The 18760-nt window shown below is 71.9% G+C and carries 16 protein-coding genes and 1 pseudogene; 9 read left to right on the forward strand and 8 right to left on the reverse strand.

Translation table 11 applies throughout. The features are described 5' to 3' along the window. The 4 genes and pseudogenes from ACTWPW_RS40925 to ACTWPW_RS40940 form a co-directional block, all read right to left on the reverse strand. Positions 1 to 199, reverse strand: a pseudogene (locus ACTWPW_RS40925) (L-rhamnose isomerase); the annotation flags it as partial. A 10-nt stretch (positions 200 to 209) separates the two neighbouring features. Continuing rightward, a complete protein-coding gene (locus ACTWPW_RS40930; protein WP_443171838.1) occupies positions 210 to 527 on the reverse strand; it encodes an L-rhamnose mutarotase in 318 nt (105 codons plus the stop codon). 209 nt (positions 528 to 736) lie between these two features. Continuing rightward, positions 737 to 2665 carry a beta-galactosidase gene (locus tag ACTWPW_RS40935; protein WP_443171839.1) on the reverse strand — a complete coding sequence of 643 codons (1929 nt, stop codon included), beginning with the start codon at positions 2663 to 2665 and terminating at the stop codon, positions 737 to 739. A gap of 197 nt (positions 2666 to 2862) precedes the next feature. Then, on the reverse strand, positions 2863 to 3915 hold the full coding sequence (locus ACTWPW_RS40940) for a Gfo/Idh/MocA family protein (RefSeq protein ID WP_443171840.1): 1053 nt from the start codon (positions 3913 to 3915) through the stop codon (positions 2863 to 2865). A 139-nt stretch (positions 3916 to 4054) separates the two neighbouring features. Between ACTWPW_RS40940 and ACTWPW_RS40945 the strand changes: the two genes are divergently transcribed. The 7 genes from ACTWPW_RS40945 (at position 4055) to ACTWPW_RS40975 (ending at position 12286) form a co-directional block, all read left to right on the forward strand. Continuing rightward, positions 4055 to 5056: a LacI family DNA-binding transcriptional regulator gene (locus tag ACTWPW_RS40945; protein WP_443171841.1), complete on the forward strand. Its 1002-nt coding sequence runs from the start codon at positions 4055 to 4057 to the stop codon at positions 5054 to 5056. Continuing rightward, entirely contained in the window at positions 5053 to 6465 is a 1413-nt protein-coding gene (locus ACTWPW_RS40950; RefSeq protein ID WP_443171842.1) for a rhamnulokinase, read from the forward strand. The genes ACTWPW_RS40945 and ACTWPW_RS40950 overlap by 4 nt, the downstream gene beginning before the upstream one ends. A gap of 63 nt (positions 6466 to 6528) precedes the next feature. Then, positions 6529 to 9756 carry a formate dehydrogenase gene (gene fdh, locus ACTWPW_RS40955; RefSeq protein ID WP_443171843.1) on the forward strand — a complete coding sequence of 1076 codons (3228 nt, stop codon included), beginning with the start codon at positions 6529 to 6531 and terminating at the stop codon, positions 9754 to 9756. 3 nt (positions 9757 to 9759) lie between these two features. Next, positions 9760 to 10599, forward strand: coding sequence for a 4Fe-4S dicluster domain-containing protein (locus ACTWPW_RS40960; protein WP_443171844.1), 840 nt, complete (start codon positions 9760 to 9762; stop codon positions 10597 to 10599). Next, positions 10599 to 11600, forward strand: a complete 1002-nt coding sequence (gene nrfD / locus ACTWPW_RS40965; protein ID WP_443171845.1) for an NrfD/PsrC family molybdoenzyme membrane anchor subunit — start codon at positions 10599 to 10601, stop codon at positions 11598 to 11600. The genes ACTWPW_RS40960 and nrfD overlap by 1 nt, the downstream gene beginning before the upstream one ends. Next, positions 11597 to 11725, forward strand: coding sequence for a hypothetical protein (locus ACTWPW_RS40970; protein WP_375110185.1), 129 nt, complete (start codon positions 11597 to 11599; stop codon positions 11723 to 11725). The genes nrfD and ACTWPW_RS40970 overlap by 4 nt, the downstream gene beginning before the upstream one ends. Before the next feature lie 24 nt (positions 11726 to 11749). Further along, on the forward strand, positions 11750 to 12286 hold the full coding sequence (locus ACTWPW_RS40975) for an NUDIX hydrolase family protein (protein ID WP_364116676.1): 537 nt from the start codon (positions 11750 to 11752) through the stop codon (positions 12284 to 12286). An 8-nt stretch (positions 12287 to 12294) separates the two neighbouring features. Here ACTWPW_RS40975 and ACTWPW_RS40980 read toward each other — a convergent pair whose 3' ends face one another. Then, positions 12295 to 12813, reverse strand: coding sequence for a peptidoglycan recognition protein family protein (locus ACTWPW_RS40980; protein ID WP_364116674.1), 519 nt, complete (start codon positions 12811 to 12813; stop codon positions 12295 to 12297). 159 nt (positions 12814 to 12972) lie between these two features. On the opposite strand from ACTWPW_RS40980, the gene ACTWPW_RS40985 reads away from it, so the two are divergent. Further along, positions 12973 to 14148 (forward strand): Ig-like domain-containing protein, encoded by a 1176-nt coding sequence (locus tag ACTWPW_RS40985; protein ID WP_443171846.1) that lies wholly within the window; start codon positions 12973 to 12975, stop codon positions 14146 to 14148. A 17-nt stretch (positions 14149 to 14165) separates the two neighbouring features. Here the strand turns inward: ACTWPW_RS40985 and ACTWPW_RS40990 are convergent, their stop codons facing one another. Together ACTWPW_RS40990 and ACTWPW_RS40995 are read right to left on the reverse strand one after the other, a co-directional pair. Beyond that, positions 14166 to 15803, reverse strand: coding sequence for an arylsulfatase (locus ACTWPW_RS40990; RefSeq protein ID WP_443171847.1), 1638 nt, complete (start codon positions 15801 to 15803; stop codon positions 14166 to 14168). A gap of 91 nt (positions 15804 to 15894) precedes the next feature. Further along, positions 15895 to 16788, reverse strand: coding sequence for a sulfotransferase family protein (locus tag ACTWPW_RS40995; protein ID WP_443171848.1), 894 nt, complete (start codon positions 16786 to 16788; stop codon positions 15895 to 15897). Between the two features lie 159 nt (positions 16789 to 16947). Between ACTWPW_RS40995 and ACTWPW_RS41000 the strand changes: the two genes are divergently transcribed. After that, a complete protein-coding gene (locus tag ACTWPW_RS41000; RefSeq protein WP_443171849.1) occupies positions 16948 to 17805 on the forward strand; it encodes a hypothetical protein in 858 nt (285 codons plus the stop codon). 18 nt (positions 17806 to 17823) lie between these two features. Here the strand turns inward: ACTWPW_RS41000 and ACTWPW_RS41005 are convergent, their stop codons facing one another. Next, complete coding sequence (locus ACTWPW_RS41005) at positions 17824 to 18705, reverse strand: MurR/RpiR family transcriptional regulator (protein ID WP_443171850.1); 882 nt, start codon at positions 18703 to 18705, stop codon at positions 17824 to 17826. Positions 18706 to 18760: the final 55 nt, after the last annotated feature.

Here is an 18760-nt window from a genome sequence, read left to right on the forward strand (position 1 = left end):
TGTCCCACGGAATGTGCAGCGCCACCGTCGGCGCGATCCCGGTATACGCGTGCACCTGCGCCGCATCGGCCAGCTTCTCGTACGGATCCCGCGGCACCCCCCGCTGCGCGAAGACCTTGAACCGGGTGCCACTGTTGCCGAACGCCCAGGACGGCGTCTCGATGTGCTGTGCCCTCAGGGCGGCCTTGATGTCAGTCATTACTCCCCGATCAATCCAGGTGGAACACTTCGGTCAGCGGTGCCATGCCCTCGTCGGGGCGGCCGTCGAGGCCCTCGAAGAACGGCGCCATCTCGGCCTGCCAGCGGGCGTTGACCTCGGTCTCGGCCATGGCCTTCTGCGCGGCCTCGAAGTCGTCGGTCTCCAGGTACCCCACGAGCAGGCCGTCTTCCCTGAGGAAGAGCGAGTAGTTGTGCCAGCCGGTGCGTGACAGCGCCTCTCGCATCTCCGGCCAGACCTCGCGGTGGCGTTCGCGGTACTCCGCCAGCCGCTCCGGGCGGACTTTCAGCAGGAAGCAGACGCGTTGCACTGCCACTCCCTTCAAAACGTTTTAATCCGTCGTGCAGGAAACTACGATTCCTGGTGCTCGCTGTCAATGCACCGGCCGCCCCTGATCCGGTGCGAGGGTGGGGCTGAGGTGTTAAAACGTGTCATCCCCGGGGTGAGAGATGCCAGGGTTCTCGGAGGCTCTCAGCCGTCCCTCCAAGGCTCAGCGGCACCCGGTGGGCGGTGGTGCGGTCAGGTGGGGGTGATCGTGACGTCGCCGGCGGGGACGGTGATCGTGGTGCCCGATGTCAGCGTCACGGTGGCGTCCTCGGGGGTGTGGTTGATCGCGAAGAGGAACGAGCGGCCGTCGGCGTGCGAGCGGCGGACGACCTCCACCCCCGGCACGCTCCTGGCGGGGGGCTCGACCTCGGCCTCGTGGCAGGCCGTGGCGATGACCTGGGCCAGCGCGGCGTCGTCGAGCCTGGTGGTGAGATAGTGCGCGGCGCCGGCGCCGAACTCGTTGCGGGTCCAGGCGGGCTCGCCGGTGGCGTACGTGTCGAGCACCTTCGCGGTCGTGACCTGCGCCGCCTCGCTCCACACGGTCCCGGTCGCGCCCGAGGCCAGCCGGATCGGCGCCGTCAGCGGGAAGAACTCCTCGACGGTCACGCCGAGCAGGTCCCGCCAGGCGCCGGGGTAGCCGCCCAGCCGCACCCGGTCGTGCTCGTCCACGATCCCGCTGTACGGCCCCACGAGCACGACGCCGCCCCGGCGGGCGAACTCCTCCACGTTGGCCGCTCCCGAGTCGCTCACCAGGTACAGCTGGGGCACCAGGACCAGGCGGTAGCCGGTCAGGTCCCCTTCGGGGTGGGCCACGTCGCAGGTGACGCCGGCCCGCCAGAGCGCGGCGTGCCAGCGCTTGGCCTCCTCCACCGGGTCCAGCTCGGCGGTGGGCTGGGCGGGGTGGTCCTGGGCCCACACGCTGGAGTGGTCGACGAGCAGGGCCACGTCGGCCCGTACCGTGCTGCCCGCCACGTCGGAGAGCCCGGCCAGCTCGGCGCCGAGCGCCACGACCTCGCGCCAGACCTTGGTGCCGGTGCCCGCGTGCGGCAGCATCGCCGAGTGCCACTTCTCCGCGCCGGCCCGCGACTGGCGCCACTGGAAGAACATGATCCCGTCCGCGCCCCTGGCCAGGTGGGACAGGGAGTTGCGGCGCAGCTCGCCGGGGGTCTTGGCGAGGTTGCGGGGCTGCCAGTTGACCGCGCTGGTGGAGTGCTCCATGAGCAGCCAGGGGCGGCCGCCGTTGAGCGAGCGGGCGTAGTCGGCGGCGAAGGCCAGGTCGATGTGCGGCTCCGGGCGGGCGCCGGCCAGGTAGTGGTCGGTGGAGACCACGTCCAGCTCGGCGGCGAAGGCCCAGCAGTCCATGTCCCAGTGCGCGCCCGCCATCAGGTTCGTGGTGGCGGGCACGCCGGGGGTGAGCTCCTTGAGCAGGTCGCGCTCGGCGATGTAGAGCTCGACGAGCGCGTCCGAGCTGAACCGGCGGAAGTCGAGCTGCTGGCCCGGGTTGGGGAAGCTGGGCGTGGCGCGCGGCGGCAGGATCTGCGCCCAGTCGCCGTAGCGCTGGGACCAGAACGCGGTGCCCCAGGCCTCGTTGAGCGCGTCGAGCGAGGAGTAGTGCGTACGCAGCCAGGCGCGGAAGGCCGCCGCCGAGGTGTCGCAGTAGCAGCGGGCGTTGTGGCAGCCGTACTCGTTGTGCACGTGCCACAGGGCCAGCGCCGGGTGCTCCCGGTAGCGCAGGGCCACCTGCTCGGCGATGCGCAGCGCCTTCTCGCGGTAGATCGGCGAGCTGGGGCAGAAGCCCTGCCGGCTGCCGTGGTACAGCCGCCGCCCGTCCGCGTCCACCGGCAGCGCCTCGGGGTAGGCGTCGCCGAACCAGGGCGGCGGGGAGGCGGAGGGGGTGGCCAGGTTGGCCCGGATCCCGTTGGCGGCCAGCAGGTCCATCACCCGGTCGAGCCAGCCGAAGTCGAACACGCCCTCGGCGGGCTCGAGCATCGACCAGGAGAAGATCCCGACGCTGACCCGGTTGACGCCGGCCTCGCGCATCAGCGCGACGTCCTGCTCCCACGTCTCCTCGGGCCACTGCTCGGGGTTCCAGTCGCCGCCGTACGCGATGACATCCGGCATGAAGCCTGCCTTTCGAGATACTGTTAGCGCTCACAGCCCGTTACGCCTACGTTTACGGGGGATTAAAACGTTCCTCTGCCGCGCCGCACAAGACCTCACTCTCCGCCGTGAGCGGTTGTGGCTGATCAGCGGGGGTGATTCCGCAGGCAGGCCATCGGGATCCGAGCAGATCCCGTGATGCGCCGGTTGCCGGAACGTTATGAAAGGGCGTCAGCCACGAAGAACGTTTCAATGCCGCCGTCGAGCCGGTGGTAGAACGGGCTGTCCGGGTTGATCTCGTCGCGGCGCACCGGGCGGCCGGTGAAGGCGGAGGCGTACAGGCCGGTGACGAACTCCATCGCCCGCCGGCCGTCCGCGCCGGAGGCCGGGGGGCGCTCGCCGCGCCCGTAGGCGTCGAGCAGCAGGCCGAGCTGGGTGGCGTGGCTGCTGGGGAGGTCCCCGGGCGGGTTCCACAGCGGGGAGGTGGAGCTCCAGTCGGCGTTGCGGTAGCCGTACAGGTGCCGCAGCTCGACCGTGGCCTCGGCGAAGTCGAAGCGCAGATAGCTCTCCTCGCGCGGCGACAGCACGCTGGTCACCACCGAGGCCATCGCGCCGCTCTCGAACCTGACCATGGCCATCGACACGTCCTCGGTCTCGATGGGCCGGTCCAGGCGGCCCGCCATCGCCCTGATCTCCGCCCAGTCGCCGAACACCGACAGCATGAGGTCCATCTGGTGCACGCCGTGCAGCACGGTGGTGCCGCCGCCCTCGGTGGCCCACTTGCCGCGGTACGGGACGGCGTAGTAGTCCGCGCCGCGGTGCCACGTCGTCTGGCACAGCGCCAGCAGCGGCCGGCCCAGCGCGCCGCCCAGCGAGCGCAGATGGTCCGCGCCGGAGCCGAAGCGCTGCTGGTAGACCACCGACAGGTACGGGCCGCCGGGACCCTCGGCCGCCTGGATCCGGTCGTACTCGGCGAGGGAGAGCGTGGCCGGCTTCTCGCACCACACCCACGCCCCGGCCCCCAGGGCCGCGATCGCCTGCTCGACGTGCAGGTGCGGCGGCGTGCAGATCAGCACCAGGTCGGGACGCTCGGCGGCGAGCAGGTCGCCCGGATCGGTGTAGGCCGCCACACCGTCGGCCAGCGACTTCGCCCGGTCCCCGGCCACGTCCGCCACGGCCACCAGCTCGACGCGGTCACGGTGGGCCCGCAGGGCGGGCACGTGGCTGTGCGCGGCGATGGCGCCGGCCCCTATGATGGCAGCCCGGATCATGAGCGCGCTCCTCTAATAGAACGTTTTACTTCCGGCGCGCGACGTTAGGGTCCCTTTCGCGGCGGTGTCAACGGGAATCAGCGTTCCTACCGGTGCCGCGACTGGCGCAGGGTTCGTTAGTACGTTTTAATTGGGCTCCATGGCCATGGTCAGCATCAAGGACGTCGCCGCCTTCGCGGGCGTCTCACCAGGCACGGTCTCCAACGTACTGAACCGGCCGGGCAAGGTCGCACCCGCCACGCGGGAGCGGGTGGAGGCGGCCATCAGCGAGCTGGGGTTCGTCCGGCACGGCTCGGCCTCGACGCTGCGCGCCGGGCACAGCAGGACGATCGGCCTGAGCGTGATCGACATCGGCAACCCGTTCTTCACCGAGGTCGCCGCCGGCGTCGAGGACGTGGCCAGCGAGCTGGGCTACGCGGTCATCCTGGGCAACTCGGCCGGGTCGCCGGACAAGGAGGACCGCAACCTTCGCGTGCTGGCCGAGCACCGGGTGCGCGGCGTGCTGATCACCCCGTCCGGCGAGGACCCGGCCAGGCTCGACCGGCTGCGCGGGCACGGCATCAGCGTGGTGCTGGTGGACCATCCCGCGCACCGGCCCGACCAGTGCGCGGTGGCCGTGGACGACGTGGCGGGCGGCCGGGCCGCGGTCGCGCACCTGCTGGCCAAGGGGGCGCGCACCGTGGCCTACGTGACCGGCCCGCTGACGATCAGGCAGTGCGTGGAGCGGCGCGAGGGCGCCAAGGCCGCGATGCGCGGCGTCGGGCTGGAGCCCGAGAACCTGCGCGTGTACGAGGCCACGACGATGACGGCCCGCGCGGGCGAGAAGGCCGCCGCCGACCTGATCGCGCACGGCCTGCCCGAGGCCGTCTTCTGCGCCAACGACCTGCTCGCGCTCGGCGTGCTGCGCGCGCTGCTGCGGTCGGGGGTCCGGGTGCCGGAGGACGTGGTGCTGATGGGCTACGACGACATCGACTTCGCCGCCGCCTCGACCGTGTCGCTCAGCTCGATGCGCCAGCCCACGTACCAGCTCGGCCGCATCGCCACCGAGCTGCTGCTGGACGAGTGCGACAATCCAGAGACGCACGCGCACCAGCACATCATGTTCCAGCCGGAGCTCGTCGCCAGGGAGTCGACGCAATGAGCCGCCGTTTCGCCGCCGTGGACCTGGGCGCCTCCAGTGGCCGGGTGATGCTGGCCGACCTGTCCGACGGGCTGAGCCTGACCGAGGCGCACCGCTTCCCGAACGGCCCGGTACGCGTGGCGGACCGGCTCTACTGGGACGTCCTCGGCCTCTACCGGGAGATCCTGACCGGCCTGCGCGCCGCCGGCCCGGTCTCCTCCATCGGCGTGGACTCGTGGGCGGTGGACTACGCGCTGCTCGACGAGTCGGGCGCGATGCTGGGCAACCCGGTGCACTACCGCGACGACCGCACGCGCGGCGTGGCCGAGCAGGTCGCGGACGCGGTCGGGGCGGAGACCCTGTACGACGTGTCCGGGCTGCAGGTGCTCCCGTTCAACACGATCTACCAGCTGCTGACCGACCGGCTCGACGGGGCGGCCACGATGTTGCTGATCCCCGACCTGATCGGCTACTGGCTGACCGGCGAGGTCGGCGCCGAGGTGACCAACGCCTCGACGACGGGCCTGCTCGACGTGCGCACCCGGTCATGGGCGTTACCGCTGATCAAGCAGCTCGGCCTGCCCTCCGGGATCTTCCCCGGGCTGCGGCAGCCCGGCGACGCGGTCGGCGGCCTGCGGCGCGACGTGGCCGGGGAGATCGGCTGGTCGGCGCCCGTCCGGGCGGTGGGCTCGCACGACACGGCCTCGGCGGTGGCCGCGGTGCCCGCCTCGGGCCCCGCCTTCGCGTACGTCTCGTGCGGCACCTGGTCGCTGGCCGGGGTGGAGCTGCCGGAGCCGGTCCTGACCCCGCGGAGCCGGGCCGCGAACTTCACCAACGAGGCCGGCATCGACGGCACCGTCCGCTACCTGCGCAACGTCATGGGCCTGTGGCTGCTGCAGGAGTGCCTGCGCGCCTGGCCGGGCTCCGACCTGGGCGAGCTGCTGGCGGCCGCGGCCGGCGAGCCGGCGTTCGCCGCCGTGGTGAACCCGGACGAGCCGGTGTTCATGCCGCCGGGCGACATGCCGGCCAGGATCGCCGCCGAGTGCCGCCGCACCGGCCAGCGCCCGCCCTCCTCCCCCGCCGCCTTCGTGCGGTGCGTGCTGGAGAGCCTGGCGCTGGGGCACCGGCTGGCCGTGCGGCAGGCGATGGAGCTGTCGGGGCGCGACGTCGAGGTGGTCCACCTGGTGGGCGGCGGGTCGCGGAACGAGCTGCTGTGCCAGTTCACCGCCGACGCCTGCGGGCTGCCGGTGGTGGCGGGCCCGGCGGAGGCGACCACGTTCGGCAACGTGCTGGTGCAGGCGCGGGCGGCCGGGCTGGTCTCCGGCCTGGACGAGATGCGCTCGCTGGTCGCCTCGGCCGAGCCGCTGCGCCGCTACGAGCCCTCCGGCGACCGCGCCGCCTGGGACGAGGCCGCCGCCCGCGTCTTCTGACCTGCCGGTTTTCCCCCCGTCCCGCCCGGGCAGGACTCGGGCCGTGGGGCATCGGGGGGTGTCATGGATTTCGCGTGGCCGCTGCTGCGGCAGCTAACCGGCGAGGACCGTACGGCGCGGGGGTCGGCGGCGAAGTCGGCCAGGACGGGGGCGCTTCGGGCCCGTACGGCCGTGGTCGACCGGGTGGTGAAGTCGGTCTGCCCGTACTGCGCGGTGGGCTGCGGCCAGAACGTGTACGTACGGGATGAGCGGGTCGTCCAGATCGAGGGCGACCCCGACTCTCCCATCAGCCGCGGCCGGCTGTGCCCGAAGGGCGCGGCCACCCTGCAGCTCACCACCGGCTCCGAGCGCCGGCACCAGGCGCTCTACCGGCCGCCGGGCGCGGCCGACTGGCAGGCGATCGACCTGGCCACGGCCATGGACATGATCGCCGACCGGATCATCGCGACCAGGCGCGAGACCTGGGAGTGGGAGAGCGACGGCCGGCGCACCGCCCGGACCATGGGCATCGCCAGCCTGGGCGGCGCCACGCTGGACAACGAGGAGAACTACCTCATCAAGAAGCTGCTGACGGCGCTGGGCGTGGTGCAGATCGAGAACCAGGCCCGCGTCTGCCACAGCTCGACCGTGGTGGGGCTGGGCACGTCGTTCGGGCGGGGCGGCGCCACCACGTTCATGCAGGACCTGCAGCACTCCGACTGCGTGGTCATCCAGGGCTCGAACTTCGCCGAGTGCCATCCCGTGGGCTTCCAGTGGGTGATGGAGGCCAAGGCGCGCGGCGCGGTGATCATCCACGTGGACCCGCGCTTCACCCGTACGAGCGCGCTGGCCGACGTGCACGTGCCCATCCGCGCCGGCTCCGACGTGGCCTTCCTCGGCGCGATCATCAGCCACGTGCTGGAGAACGAGCTGTACTTCCACGAATACGTGGTCAACTACACCAACGCGGCCACCATCCTGCGCGAGGACTACCGCGACGCCGAGGACCTCGACGGCGTGTTCTCCGGCTTCGACCCGGACAACCGCAAGTACGACCAGGACTCCTGGCAGTACGAGGGGATGACGGCGGTGCCCTCCTCGGGCGAGCGCGACGCGGAGTTCCTGCGCCGGGCCGGCAAGACGCCGCCGGGCCGCGGCGAGGTGCAGGGCGGCACCGGCGTGCCGCTGGACGGGCGGCCGGAGCGGGACGAGACGCTGCGGCACCCGCGCTGCGTGCTGCAGGTGCTGCGCCGCCACTACGCGCGCTACACGCCGGAGATGGTCGAGCGGGTGTGCGGGGTGCCCAGGCACCTGTTCGAGGAGGTGTGCCGCCACCTGACGGAGAACTCCGGGCCGGAGAAGACCTCGGAGTTCGTCTACGCGGTGGGCTGGACGCAGCACAGCGACGGCTCCCAGTTCATCCGGGCGGCGAGCATCCTGCAGTTGCTGCTCGGCAACATCGGCCGCCCGGGCGGCGGCATCCAGGCGCTGCGCGGGCACGCCAGCATCCAGGGCTCCAGCGACGTGCCGACGCTGTTCAACCTGCTGCCCGGCTACATCCCGATGCCGCACGCGCACGAGAACGAGCGGCTGCGGGACTTCCTGCTGGCCGACGCGCCGCACAAGGGTTTCTGGGCGAACATGCCCGCCTACCTGATCAGCCTGCTCAAGGCGTGGTGGGGCGACTCGGCGCAGGCGGACAACGACTACCGGTTCGGCTGGCTGCCCCGGCTGACGGGCTCGCACAGCACGTACGACACGGTGATGGCGCAGATGGAGGGCGTCTGCAAGGGTTACCTGCTGCTCGGCGAGAACCCGGCGGTCGGCTCGGCCAACGCGAAGATGCAGCGCCTGGGCATGGCGAACCTCGACTGGCTGGTGGTGCGCGACTTCAACCTGATCGAGAGCGCCACCTGGTGGAAGGACGGGCCCGAGATCGAGTCGGGCGAGCTGCGCACGGCCGACATCGGCACGGAGGTGTTCTTCCTGCCCGCGGCGGCCCACACCGAGAAGAGCGGCAGCTTCACCAACACCAACCGGTGGCTCCAGTGGCACCACCAGGCGGTCGAGCCGGCCGGCGACGCCCGCAGCGACCTGTGGTTCATGTACCACCTGGGCCGCATCATCCGGGAGAAGCTGGCCGGGTCGCAGGACCCGATGGACGCGCCCGTGCTGGACCTCACCTGGGACTACCCGGTGGTCGGCGAGACGGCGGAGCCGTCGGCGGAGGCGGTGCTGGCCGAGATCAACGGCCGGGACGCGGAGGGCCGGCCGTTGCCGGGCTACGCCGCGCTCAAGGCCGACGGCTCCACGTCGTGCGGCTGCTGGATCTACAGCGGCGTCTACGCCGACGGCGTCAACCAGGCCGCGCGCCGCAAACCGGGCTCGGAGCAGGACTGGATCGCCGCCGAATGGGCGTGGGCGTGGCCGGCCAACCGGCGCGTGCTGTACAACCGGGCCTCGGCCAGGCCCGATGGCAGCCCGTGGAGCGAGCGCAAGCGGCTGGTCTGGTGGGACGAGAGCGCGGGCCGGTGGACCGGCCACGACGTGCCCGACTTCGAGACGGACAAGAGCCCCGGTTACCGGCCGCCGCCGGAGGCCCAGGGCGTGGAGGCGCTGTCGGGGATCGACCCGTTCATCATGCAGGCCGACGGCAAGGGCTGGCTGTTCGCGCCCGCGGGGGTGGTGGACGGGCCGCTGCCCACGCACTACGAGCCGCAGGACTCGCCGGTGGCCAACCCGCTCTACGGGCACCAGCGCAACCCGGTGCGCAAGGTCTATCCGCACGAGAACAACCGCTACCAGCCGAGCGGGGAGGAGCCGGGGGCGTCGGTCTACCCGTACGTGGTGACGACGTACCGGCTGACCGAGCACTTCACCGCGGGCGGCATGAGCCGCTTCACCCCCTACCTGGCCGAGCTGCAGCCGGAGATGTTCTGCGAGGTCTCGCCCGCGCTGGCGGCCGAGCGCGGGCTCGTGCACGGCGACTGGGCCACGATCATCACGGCGCGCAACGCCATCGAGGCCCGGGTCATGGTCACCGACCGGATCCCGTCGCTGCACCTGGACGGGCGGGTCCTGCACCAGATCGGCCTGCCGTTCCACTACGGCCCCAACGGGCTGGCCAAGGGCGACGCGGCGAACGAGCTGTCATCGATCTCGCTGGACCCCAACTCGCACATCCAGGAGGTCAAGGCCCTGTCGGCGGACATCCGCCCCGGGCGGCGGCCGCGCGGCCCCGCCCTGCCGGAGCTGGTCAGGTCCTACCAGCGGCGCGCCGGCGTCGGCGCCGACACCGGAATGGAGGTGTGAGCCGTGGCATTCGACCTGGAAGAGAAGCTCGGCGAGAGCCGGGTGGGGTTCTTCACCGACACCAGCATCTGCATCGGCTGCAAGGCGTGCGAGGTGGCGTGCAAGGAGTGGAACCACGTCCCCGACGACGGCCTCGACTTCACCGGCATGTCCTACGACAACACCGTGGGGCTGAGCGCCGACACCTGGCGGCACGTGGCGTTCGTCGAGCAGCGGCGGCCCCTCGGGCACCAGGAGCCCGGGGTCGGCGACATGGACTTCCGCTGGCTGATGGCCTCCGACGTGTGCAAGCACTGCACGCACGCGGCCTGCCTGGACGTGTGCCCGACCGGGTCGCTGTTCCGCACCGAGTACGGCACGGTCGTGGTGCAGGAGGACGTCTGCAACGGCTGCGGCTACTGCGTGCCCGCGTGCCCGTTCGGCGTGATCGGCAAGCGGGAGACCACCGGCACGGCGGCCAAGTGCACGATGTGCTACGACCGCCTGGGCGCGGGCGAGGAGCCGGCCTGCGCCAAGACGTGCCCGACGGACTCCATCCAGTTCGGTGACCTGGACGAGCTGCGCGAGCGGGCCGAGCGCCGCCTGGCGCAGGTGCGCGAGGCCGGGATGGGCTCGGCCCGCCTGTACGGCCACGACCCGGACGACGGGGTGGGCGGCACGGGCGCGTTCTTCCTGCTGCTGGACGAGCCGGAAGTGTACGGCCTGCCGCCCGATCCGGTGGTGACCACCAGGGACCTGCCGTCGATGTGGCGGCACGTGGGCGTGGCGGCCCTCGCCCTGCTGGCGGGGGTGGCGGCCACGGCGCTGAGGGGCCGCTCGGACGTGCAGGGAGGGCGACGCTGATGAGCCAGACCGATGTGCGGCTGGACGGCTCGGCCGAGGTGCGCGGCGAGCGCGAGGCGACGCCGGGCTCGGCGGGCCGCAGGCGCGAGCGGCTGATGGTGCCGAAGGCGGACTTCGACTCCTACTACGGCCGGCCGGTGCTGAACGAGCCGACGTGGCAGGCCCCCGACATCGCCGGCTACCTGTTCCTGGGCGGCCTGGCGGGCGCGTCGTCCACGCTGGCCGCCGCCGCCGAGCTCACCGGCCGGACCCACCTGGCCAGGGCGGCCAAGGTCGGCGCGCTGGGCGCGGTGGGCGGCTCGCTCTACTGCCTGGTCCACGATCTGGGCCGGCCGGAGCGCTTCCTCAACATGTTGCGGGTGTTCAAGGTGACCTCGCCGATGAGCGTCGGCACCTGGATCCTCAGCGGGTACGCCCCGCAGGCCGCTGGCGCGGCGGCCACCGGCCTCACCGGGCTGTTCCCGGGCCTGGGGCGGGCCGCGACCGTGGGGGCCGGGCTGACCGGGCCGGCGGTGGCCACGTACACGGCCGCGCTGATCTGCGACACCGCCGTGCCCGCCTGGCACGAGGGGTTCCGGGAGATGCCGTTCCTGTTCGCCGGGTCGGCGGCGGCCGCGGCGGGCGGGCTCGGGATGCTGGCCGCGCCGCTGTCGGAGTCGGCCCCGGCGCGCCGGGCGGCGCTGCTGGGCGCGGCCGTGGAGTGCGCGGCCGCCACCCGCATGGAGCGCCGGCTGGGGCCGCTGGCCGAGCCGCTCAAGCGCAGCAGGCTGCTGCGGCTGGGCGAGGCGCTGTCCCTGGCGGGCGCGCTGACCGGGGCGACGCTGGGCCGGCGCAGCCGGATCGCGGCCATGGCGGCCGGCGCGGCCCTGCTGGCGGGGTCGGCGTGCACCAGGTTCGGGATCTTCCGGGCCGGGATGGAGTCGGCGAACGACCCCCGCTACACCGTGCAGCCGCAACGCAGGCGGCTGGTCAAGAGCAGATCGGAGCATGACCTCACATGAAGCGAAAAGTCCTCGAATATCTGCCGTTCCTGGGCATCGTGCTGTTCATCTGCACGACGTCCTGGCTGGCGGGCCGGACCACAGCCGGCACGATCTCACTGGGCAGGAGCGCGGTACGCCGGTGACCCACCGGGCCGTACGATCAGCAGATGACCGAAAAGACCGAAACGACGCCCGCCTGGCTCGCCCCGGAAGAACTGGAGTCGGTGCGGGGCCGGCTGCCGATCCTCTATGTCGACGCCGTGCCGGTGCGGGCCGATGACACCGGCGTGGTCACCCACGTCGGGCTGCTGCTGCGCATCCAGTCGGACGGCACGGTCAGCCGGGCGCTGGTCTCGGGGCGGGTGCTCCACCACGAGCGGATCCGCGACGCGCTCATGCGTCACCTGGAGAAGGACCTCGGCCCCGTGGCGCTCCCCCGCATCCCCATCTCCCCGCAGCCGTTCACGGTCGCCGAGTATTTCCCCACGCCGGGCGTCACCCCTTATCACGACCCGCGGCAGCACGCCGTCTCCCTGGCCTACATCGTGCCCGTCGCCGGGGACTGCCGGCCCCGGCAGGACGCGCTCGACCTGGTGTGGTTCACGCCGGAGGAGGCGGCCTCGCCGATGGTGCAGGAGGAGATGGCCGGTGGGCAGGGCGTGCTGCTCAAGCAGGCGCTGGCCCACGTCGGGCGCCTGCTCTAAGGGGACCGTCAGGGCCGGTCGGCCCCGTCGCGTACCCAGCGGTAGAGCGGGTCGCCCGGGCACGAGGTGTCGTAGCCGTCGCGGTGCCCCTTGACCTGGCGGCCGGCGTCGCCGTGCTCGCGCAGGTATTCGATGGCGTCGACCAGGGCGTTGAGCAGGTCGTCGTTCGGCTCGGTCAGCCCCGAACTGCCGACCAGGGCGAGCACCGCGTAATGGTCGGAGTTGAGGCCCGCGCCGTTGGCGGCCGGGAGGGCGTGGGGGCCGCGGCCCATGAACGTGCGCCCGTGGGGGCAGCACACCATGTTGTAGCCCAGGTCGATGTACCTCTCGCCGCGGCCCCCTGACATGTGCATGCGCTGGATGTCCTGGACCAGGTCGACGCAGCGGTCGTGGTTGCCGGACTCCGCGAGGTCGGCCGGCACCTTGCCACCCGTGTAGTGGATCTTGACTCCTTGCGTGGACGACAGGCGGGTGTAGTCGCTCGACGGCTTCTTCGCGTGCCATTCCGAGCGGGTGATCAGATTCATGCGTTCCTCTCGTCGTAGGAATGTCCTGGATATCAGAATGTCAACTTTCAGTAGCGATGTCATTACTCGTTGTTACTAGGGTGACGTGCCGCCGGGGTGACGCTTCCATGCGAGCCGCCGCTAACGCCGGGGAAACAGGGCCCTCGCCAGGCTCTGGTCATGATCCGCCGGTTGTTGCGATATTTCGTGATCCTTACTGCCGTGATGCTGCTGACCACGGCGGTGGTCCTGGCCCTGGACCGGCCCGGCAAGCCGCCCGCGGTCCCCGTCGCGGGGCCGCCGCCCGCGGCCGCGCCGCCGGTGATCGAGATCACGCCCGCCGACGGCGGCCGGAACGTGCGGCCCGAGCGGGGCGTCACCGTGCGGGTGTCGGGCGGGACGCTCACGGAGGTCACGGTCAAGGGCGTGAAGGGGCGCTTCAACGCCGCCCGTACGGAGTGGACGTCCGACCGCGCGCTCGCCCCCGCCAGGTCCTTCACCGTCGCCGCGGCGGCCACCGGGGCGGGCGGCACGGCGGCGACCGCGACCAGCCGGTTCCGGACGCTGAAGCCCGCCAGGACGATCGAGGTCGAGGACGTGACGCCGGAGCGGGGCGAGAAGGTCGGGGTGGGGATGCCGGTCATCGTGACGTTCAACCGGGACGTGGCCGACAAGGCCGCCGTGGAGCGGGCGCTGGTGGTGGAGTCGGGCAAGCGGTCCGAGGGCGCCTGGCGCTGGCTCGACGACCGGACCGCGGTCTACCGCACCCGTACGTACTGGAAGGCGCACCAGAAGGTGACCTTCGAGGCCCGCCTGACCGGGGTACGGGCCGGCAGGAACGTGTACGGCGTCAAGGGGCACCGCACCACGTTCGAGATCGGCGCGGCCCGGATCAGCACGGTGGACGTGGACGAGCACACCATGGTCGTCCGGCGGGACGGCGAGAAGGTGCGCACGATCCCGATCAGCGCGGGCAACGGCGCCACCCGCGAGTACACGACGACCAGCGGGGTCCACCTGACCATGGCCAAGACCGACCCGGAGGTCATGACCTCTCCGGGCCGGGCGCCGGGCCAGGCGGGATACTACGAGACCGTGGTGGACGACGCGGTGCGGATCTCCGACAGCGGCGAGTTCGTGCACAGCGCGCCGTGGTCGGTCGGCTCGCAGGGCCGGGCCAACGTCAGCCACGGGTGCGTGAACGTCAGCCCGCGCCACGCCGCCTGGTTCTACGAGCGCACCAGGCGGGGTGACGTGGTGCAGATCACCGGCACGGACCGGCGGCTGGAGTGGGACAACGGCTGGGGCTTCTGGCAGATGAGCTGGAAGCAGTGGCGCAGGGGGTCACGCGCATGACCCCCTGACGCCCCGGCTCAGCCGACGGAGCGCAGCGTGAGCGGGCGCTCCCCGCCCGTGTGGGCCCGGCGGAAGACGTGCGACCTGCCGTCCGCCTCGAAGGCGGCCCGCGCCGTGATGCGGCCGGACGGCGCCGGGAAGCCGACCGCGATGGCCGTCCCCGGGTCCACCCGCTCGACGGTGTGCGCCCGCGTCCGGCGTTGCCCGTCGAGACCGAGCTGGACCCGGCGCCAGGGCACGGAGGAGCCGTTGTGCAGGGTCACCACGACCTGGCCGCCCTGGAGCTCCGTCCGCAGCCCGTACGGGATGCGCGGGTCGGGCCCGATCGAGCGGTCGAGCCGGTCCACCAGCTCCTGGGTCAGGGCGGGCCGGGCGGCGGCCAGGTCCCGCTGCTCCCCGGGGTCGTCGAGCAGGTCGTACAGCTCGACCCGGCCCTCGGGCCCGGCGCCGGCGATGTTGGGCGCCAGCCTGACCACCTTCCACCGGCCCCGGCGGATGGCCTGGGCCTTGCGCGGCCGGTTCCACACCAGGTGGTCGTGCTTGGGGGCGCCCTCGCCGGTGAGCAGGCCGCGGAAGGAGCGGCCGTCGAGGTGCGCGGGCAGCGGCACCCCGGCCAGGTCCCCGAACGTCGGCAGGACGTCCCAGAACGCCACCGGCTGCCGCTCCACCCGGGGTCGCAGTCCGGGCGACCAGGCGATCATCGGGACGCGGATGCCGCCCTCGTACACGTCGCGCTTGTCGGCACGGAAGGGGCCGTTGGAGTCGAACAGCCAGGGCGTCACGCCCTTCTCCCGGTGCGGGCCGTTGTCGCTGGTGAACAGCACGAGGGTGTCCTTGGCCCGGCCCGAGTCGCGCAGCGCCCTGACCAGTGCGGCGACGTCGGTGTCGAGCCGGGCCACCTGCGCGGCGTGGCGGCGGTTCGGGCCGCTCCAGGGTTTGTCCTCGTACGGGCCGGCGTCGCCGGGGATCACACTCGGCGAGTGGGGCAGGTTGCTGGCGTAGTACAGCAGGAACGGGTCCTCGCTGTCGGCGTTGATGAACTCGACGGCCCGCTGCCGGAACAGGTGCGGCGCGTACGACGTGCCGTCGAGCTGCACCTTCTTCCCGTTGTGCCAGAGGTATTTCGGGAAGTAATGGTGGGCGTGGGCGTGGCCGATGTAGCCGAAGAACTCGTCGAAGCCGCGCGCGTTCGGGTGGGAGTCCTGGCCGGGCTCCTCGGGGCCGAAGCCCCACTTGCCGATGCAGGCCGTACGGTAGCCGGACAGCCGCAGCAGCTCGGCGAACGTCAGGTCGGCGTCGGTGAGCGCGTGCTGCGGCCCGCCCTCCGGGTTCTCCCGCACGGTGCTGTGCCCGGCGTGCAGCCCGGTGAGCAGCGCGCAGCGCGACGGCGCGCAGAGCGGCGCCCCCGCGTACGCGGCCTTGAACTGCACGCCCTCGGCCGCCAGCCGGTCCAGGTTCGGGGTCCGGATCATGCGCTGCCCGTTGCTGCCGATCTCACCCCATCCCAGGTCGTCGGCCAGGATGAGCAGGATGTTCGGCCGCGCGGGCAGGTTGCCGCGGGCGGAGGCCTCGGCGCCCGCGGGGGTTACCGCGGGCAGGGTGAGGCCGGCGAGGGTACCGGCGAATAAGGCTCGGCGAGAGGGCCCGTTGATCACGAAGGGCAACATATCGGAGCCCCGGGCGAATGGCGGGCAAATCGCGAGCGAACTCTGTCACATACCGGCCACCACCGGGGTGAGACCCTTGTCACCGGAGATAGTCCCACGTCCGGCAGATGTCGTGCAGCTCGGCGGGGATCTCCTCGGGTGCGGGCAGGGGACGTCCGGCGACGACCGTGCCGGTGCGGATCTTGTCCCGCCAGTCGCCGATGCCCTTGACGAAGCCGCCGTGGTCCTTCTTGCCGTAGTTGAGCATGACGGGCTCGAACTCCACGCCCAGGAACAGGCACAGCCTGCGCAGCTGGGCCTCGGGGTCGGCGACCAGCTCCTCGTAGCGCAGGGTCAGGCCCTCCAGGTGGGTACGCGCCTCCTCCAGGTAGGTCATGTAGCTCAGCGTGCGCGGCACGGCCTCCTCCATGGGCCGCTTGACCGGGTCGGCCTCGTGCCAGGACTGCACGATCGACATCGGGTGGCGCAGCAGGAAGATGAAGCGCGCGTCCGGCCAGCAGGTCGAGATGCGCCGCCAGGCGAAGACGTTGCTGGGCGTCTTCTCGGCCATGATCGGCTTGCCGCTGCGGGTCAGCTCGCGGTGCAGCAGCCGGTCCCACACGAGGTGCTCGATGTCGCTGTGGGTGTGGCCGAGCAGCTCCATGGCCTGGCGTACGGGGTCGGTGCCCAGGCCGACGGTCACCCGCCGGAAGTGCGTCTCGATCGGCGAGTGGATCTGCGAGTGGCTGTTGAGCATGACGCGCAGCAGCGTGGAGCCCGACCGTACCGACGACAGCAGGAAGACGGGCTCGCGCAGCAGCCGGTCGTGCTCCGGGTCCGTGGGCGGCCGCACCGTGTCCCCGGGCAGCCGCTGCAACTCCAGCGGCACCTTGGGCGGTGGCGGCGGTTTCGGGGGCTCCTTGCGCAGCCGCCGCGTCAATGTGTATCCCGTCAGGCCCTCAAGAGTCGCGTTGGCCCGGTACCTCCAGCTCATGGGCCTACAAGGTAGAGCGGGCCAGTGAACCCCAGGTGAATCGCGGCTGTGAAGATGTTGCGAGGAAGACAGATCATCCGTGCACAAAGACGCAGAGCAGAACAAAGTTCCACACCACTATGGAGCCGTCAATCATTCAACCTCTCCATAGGAGGAATCATGCGCACGCTCAAGCGCCGAGCCCTGCACCTTTCTCTACTCGGCGGCCTCGCCGTGGGAGCGCTCGCCGCGCTCCCCGCGACCGGACACGCCGCGGCCGGCACCTCGTCCGCGTCGGTACGGGTGGTGACCGGCGGCCTGTTACAGCTCGACTACACCGGCTCCGCCGACGCCAACAACGTCCTGATCACGCTCGAGTCGGGCACCAACGCGCTGCGGATCAGCGACTCGGTGAACATCACGCCCGGCGCCGGCTGCGTCTCGGCCCCCGGCGACCTCACCACCGTGCGCTGCTCCGTCGGCATCACCAGGATCGCCGCCCGGCTGGGCGAGGGCGCCGACAGGTTCGTCACGCAGGTCCCGCTGGCGGGCACCGTCGAGGGCGACGGCGGCGACGACGTCTTCCGTCCCAGCCGGTCCAAGGGCACCGTGGGCGCGGCGACCAGCCAGATCTTGTATGCCGGCGGCGCCGGCGAGGACACCGCGGACTACTCCGGCGTGCCGGCCACCGGCCCGAACGGGACCACCGGCGTCCGGGTGAGCCTGGACTTCGCCGGAAACGACGGGCGCGAGGCCGACGGTTCCCGCCCAGCCGACAAGGACAACGTCCAGACCGAGAACCTGGTCGGCGGCTCCTTCGGCGACACGCTGACCGGCGACGCGCAGAACAACAGGCTCACCGGCGGCAACGGCCGGGACACCCTGTCGGCGGGCCGCGGCAACGACGTGATCGACCTGCGGGACAACGTCTCCGATCACCTGTCGTCGTGCGGCGAGGGCACCGACCTGGCGCTCGCCGACCCCGGGGCGGGCGACAACGTCAGCGTGGACTGCGAGACGGTCCAGCGCCCCGCCTAGAACGCGACCGGAACACGGCTAGACCCGCTTGACGACGCGGTCGTGCACGACCGCGTACGTGTTGCGCAGCGCCTCCATCGACTCGTCGTAGGAGGCCTGCGCGACCGCCGTGAACAGGCAGTCCACGACCATGAGCTGGGCGATGCGGCTGCCCAGCGCGCCCGAGCGGAACTTGGTCTCCCGCGCGGCCGTCGTGAGCGTCACGTCGGCCGTGCGGGCCAGCGGCGAGTCGCTGAAGTTCGTGATCGCGACCGTCGCGGCCCCCGACTTGCGGGCGATGGACAGGAACTCGACCGTGTCCACGGTGGCCCCGGTGTGCGAGACGGCCACCGCCACGCAGCCGTACTTCAGCGTGGCCGCCGAGGTCCAGGCCGAGTGGGAGTCGTGCCAGTTGATCGCGGTACGCCCGATGCGCGACAGCTTCTGCTGCAGGTCGAGCCCCACCAGCGCGCTCGCCCCCACGCCGAAGGTGTCGATCCGGCGGGCGGCCAGCAGCAGCAGCACCGCCTCGCCCAGCGCCTCCATGTCCAGCGAGCGGGCCGTGTCGGCGATGGACAGCGTCTCGTTCATCGCGACCTTGGAGACGATGCCCTCCAGGCTGTCGTTCCGGTCGATGTCGCCCGACACCTCGGGCAGGCTCGACCTGGCGTGCTCCTCCCTGGCCACCGCCCTGGTCAGGTCGATCCTGAAGTCCATGTAGTGGGCGTAGCCCATGCGCCGGTAGAAGCGCACCACCGACGTCGTGGAGGTCTCGCAGCGGGCGGCCAGCTCGGCGATGGACAGGTTCGCCACCGCGGCCGGATCGCCGGTGAACACCTCGGCGATGCGCCGCTCCGACGGCCGCAGCGCGGGCATGGCGGCACGGATGCGGATCAGCAGGGTCTCGGCGTCCTCGGCCATCGTCACCCATCCCGGTTGATGGAAAGAAAATACCCTGGTGGTATGGTCTGCGTAA

Source organism: Nonomuraea sp. KM90, from assembly GCF_052246675.1.
GTDB lineage: Bacteria > Actinomycetota > Actinomycetes > Streptosporangiales > Streptosporangiaceae > Nonomuraea.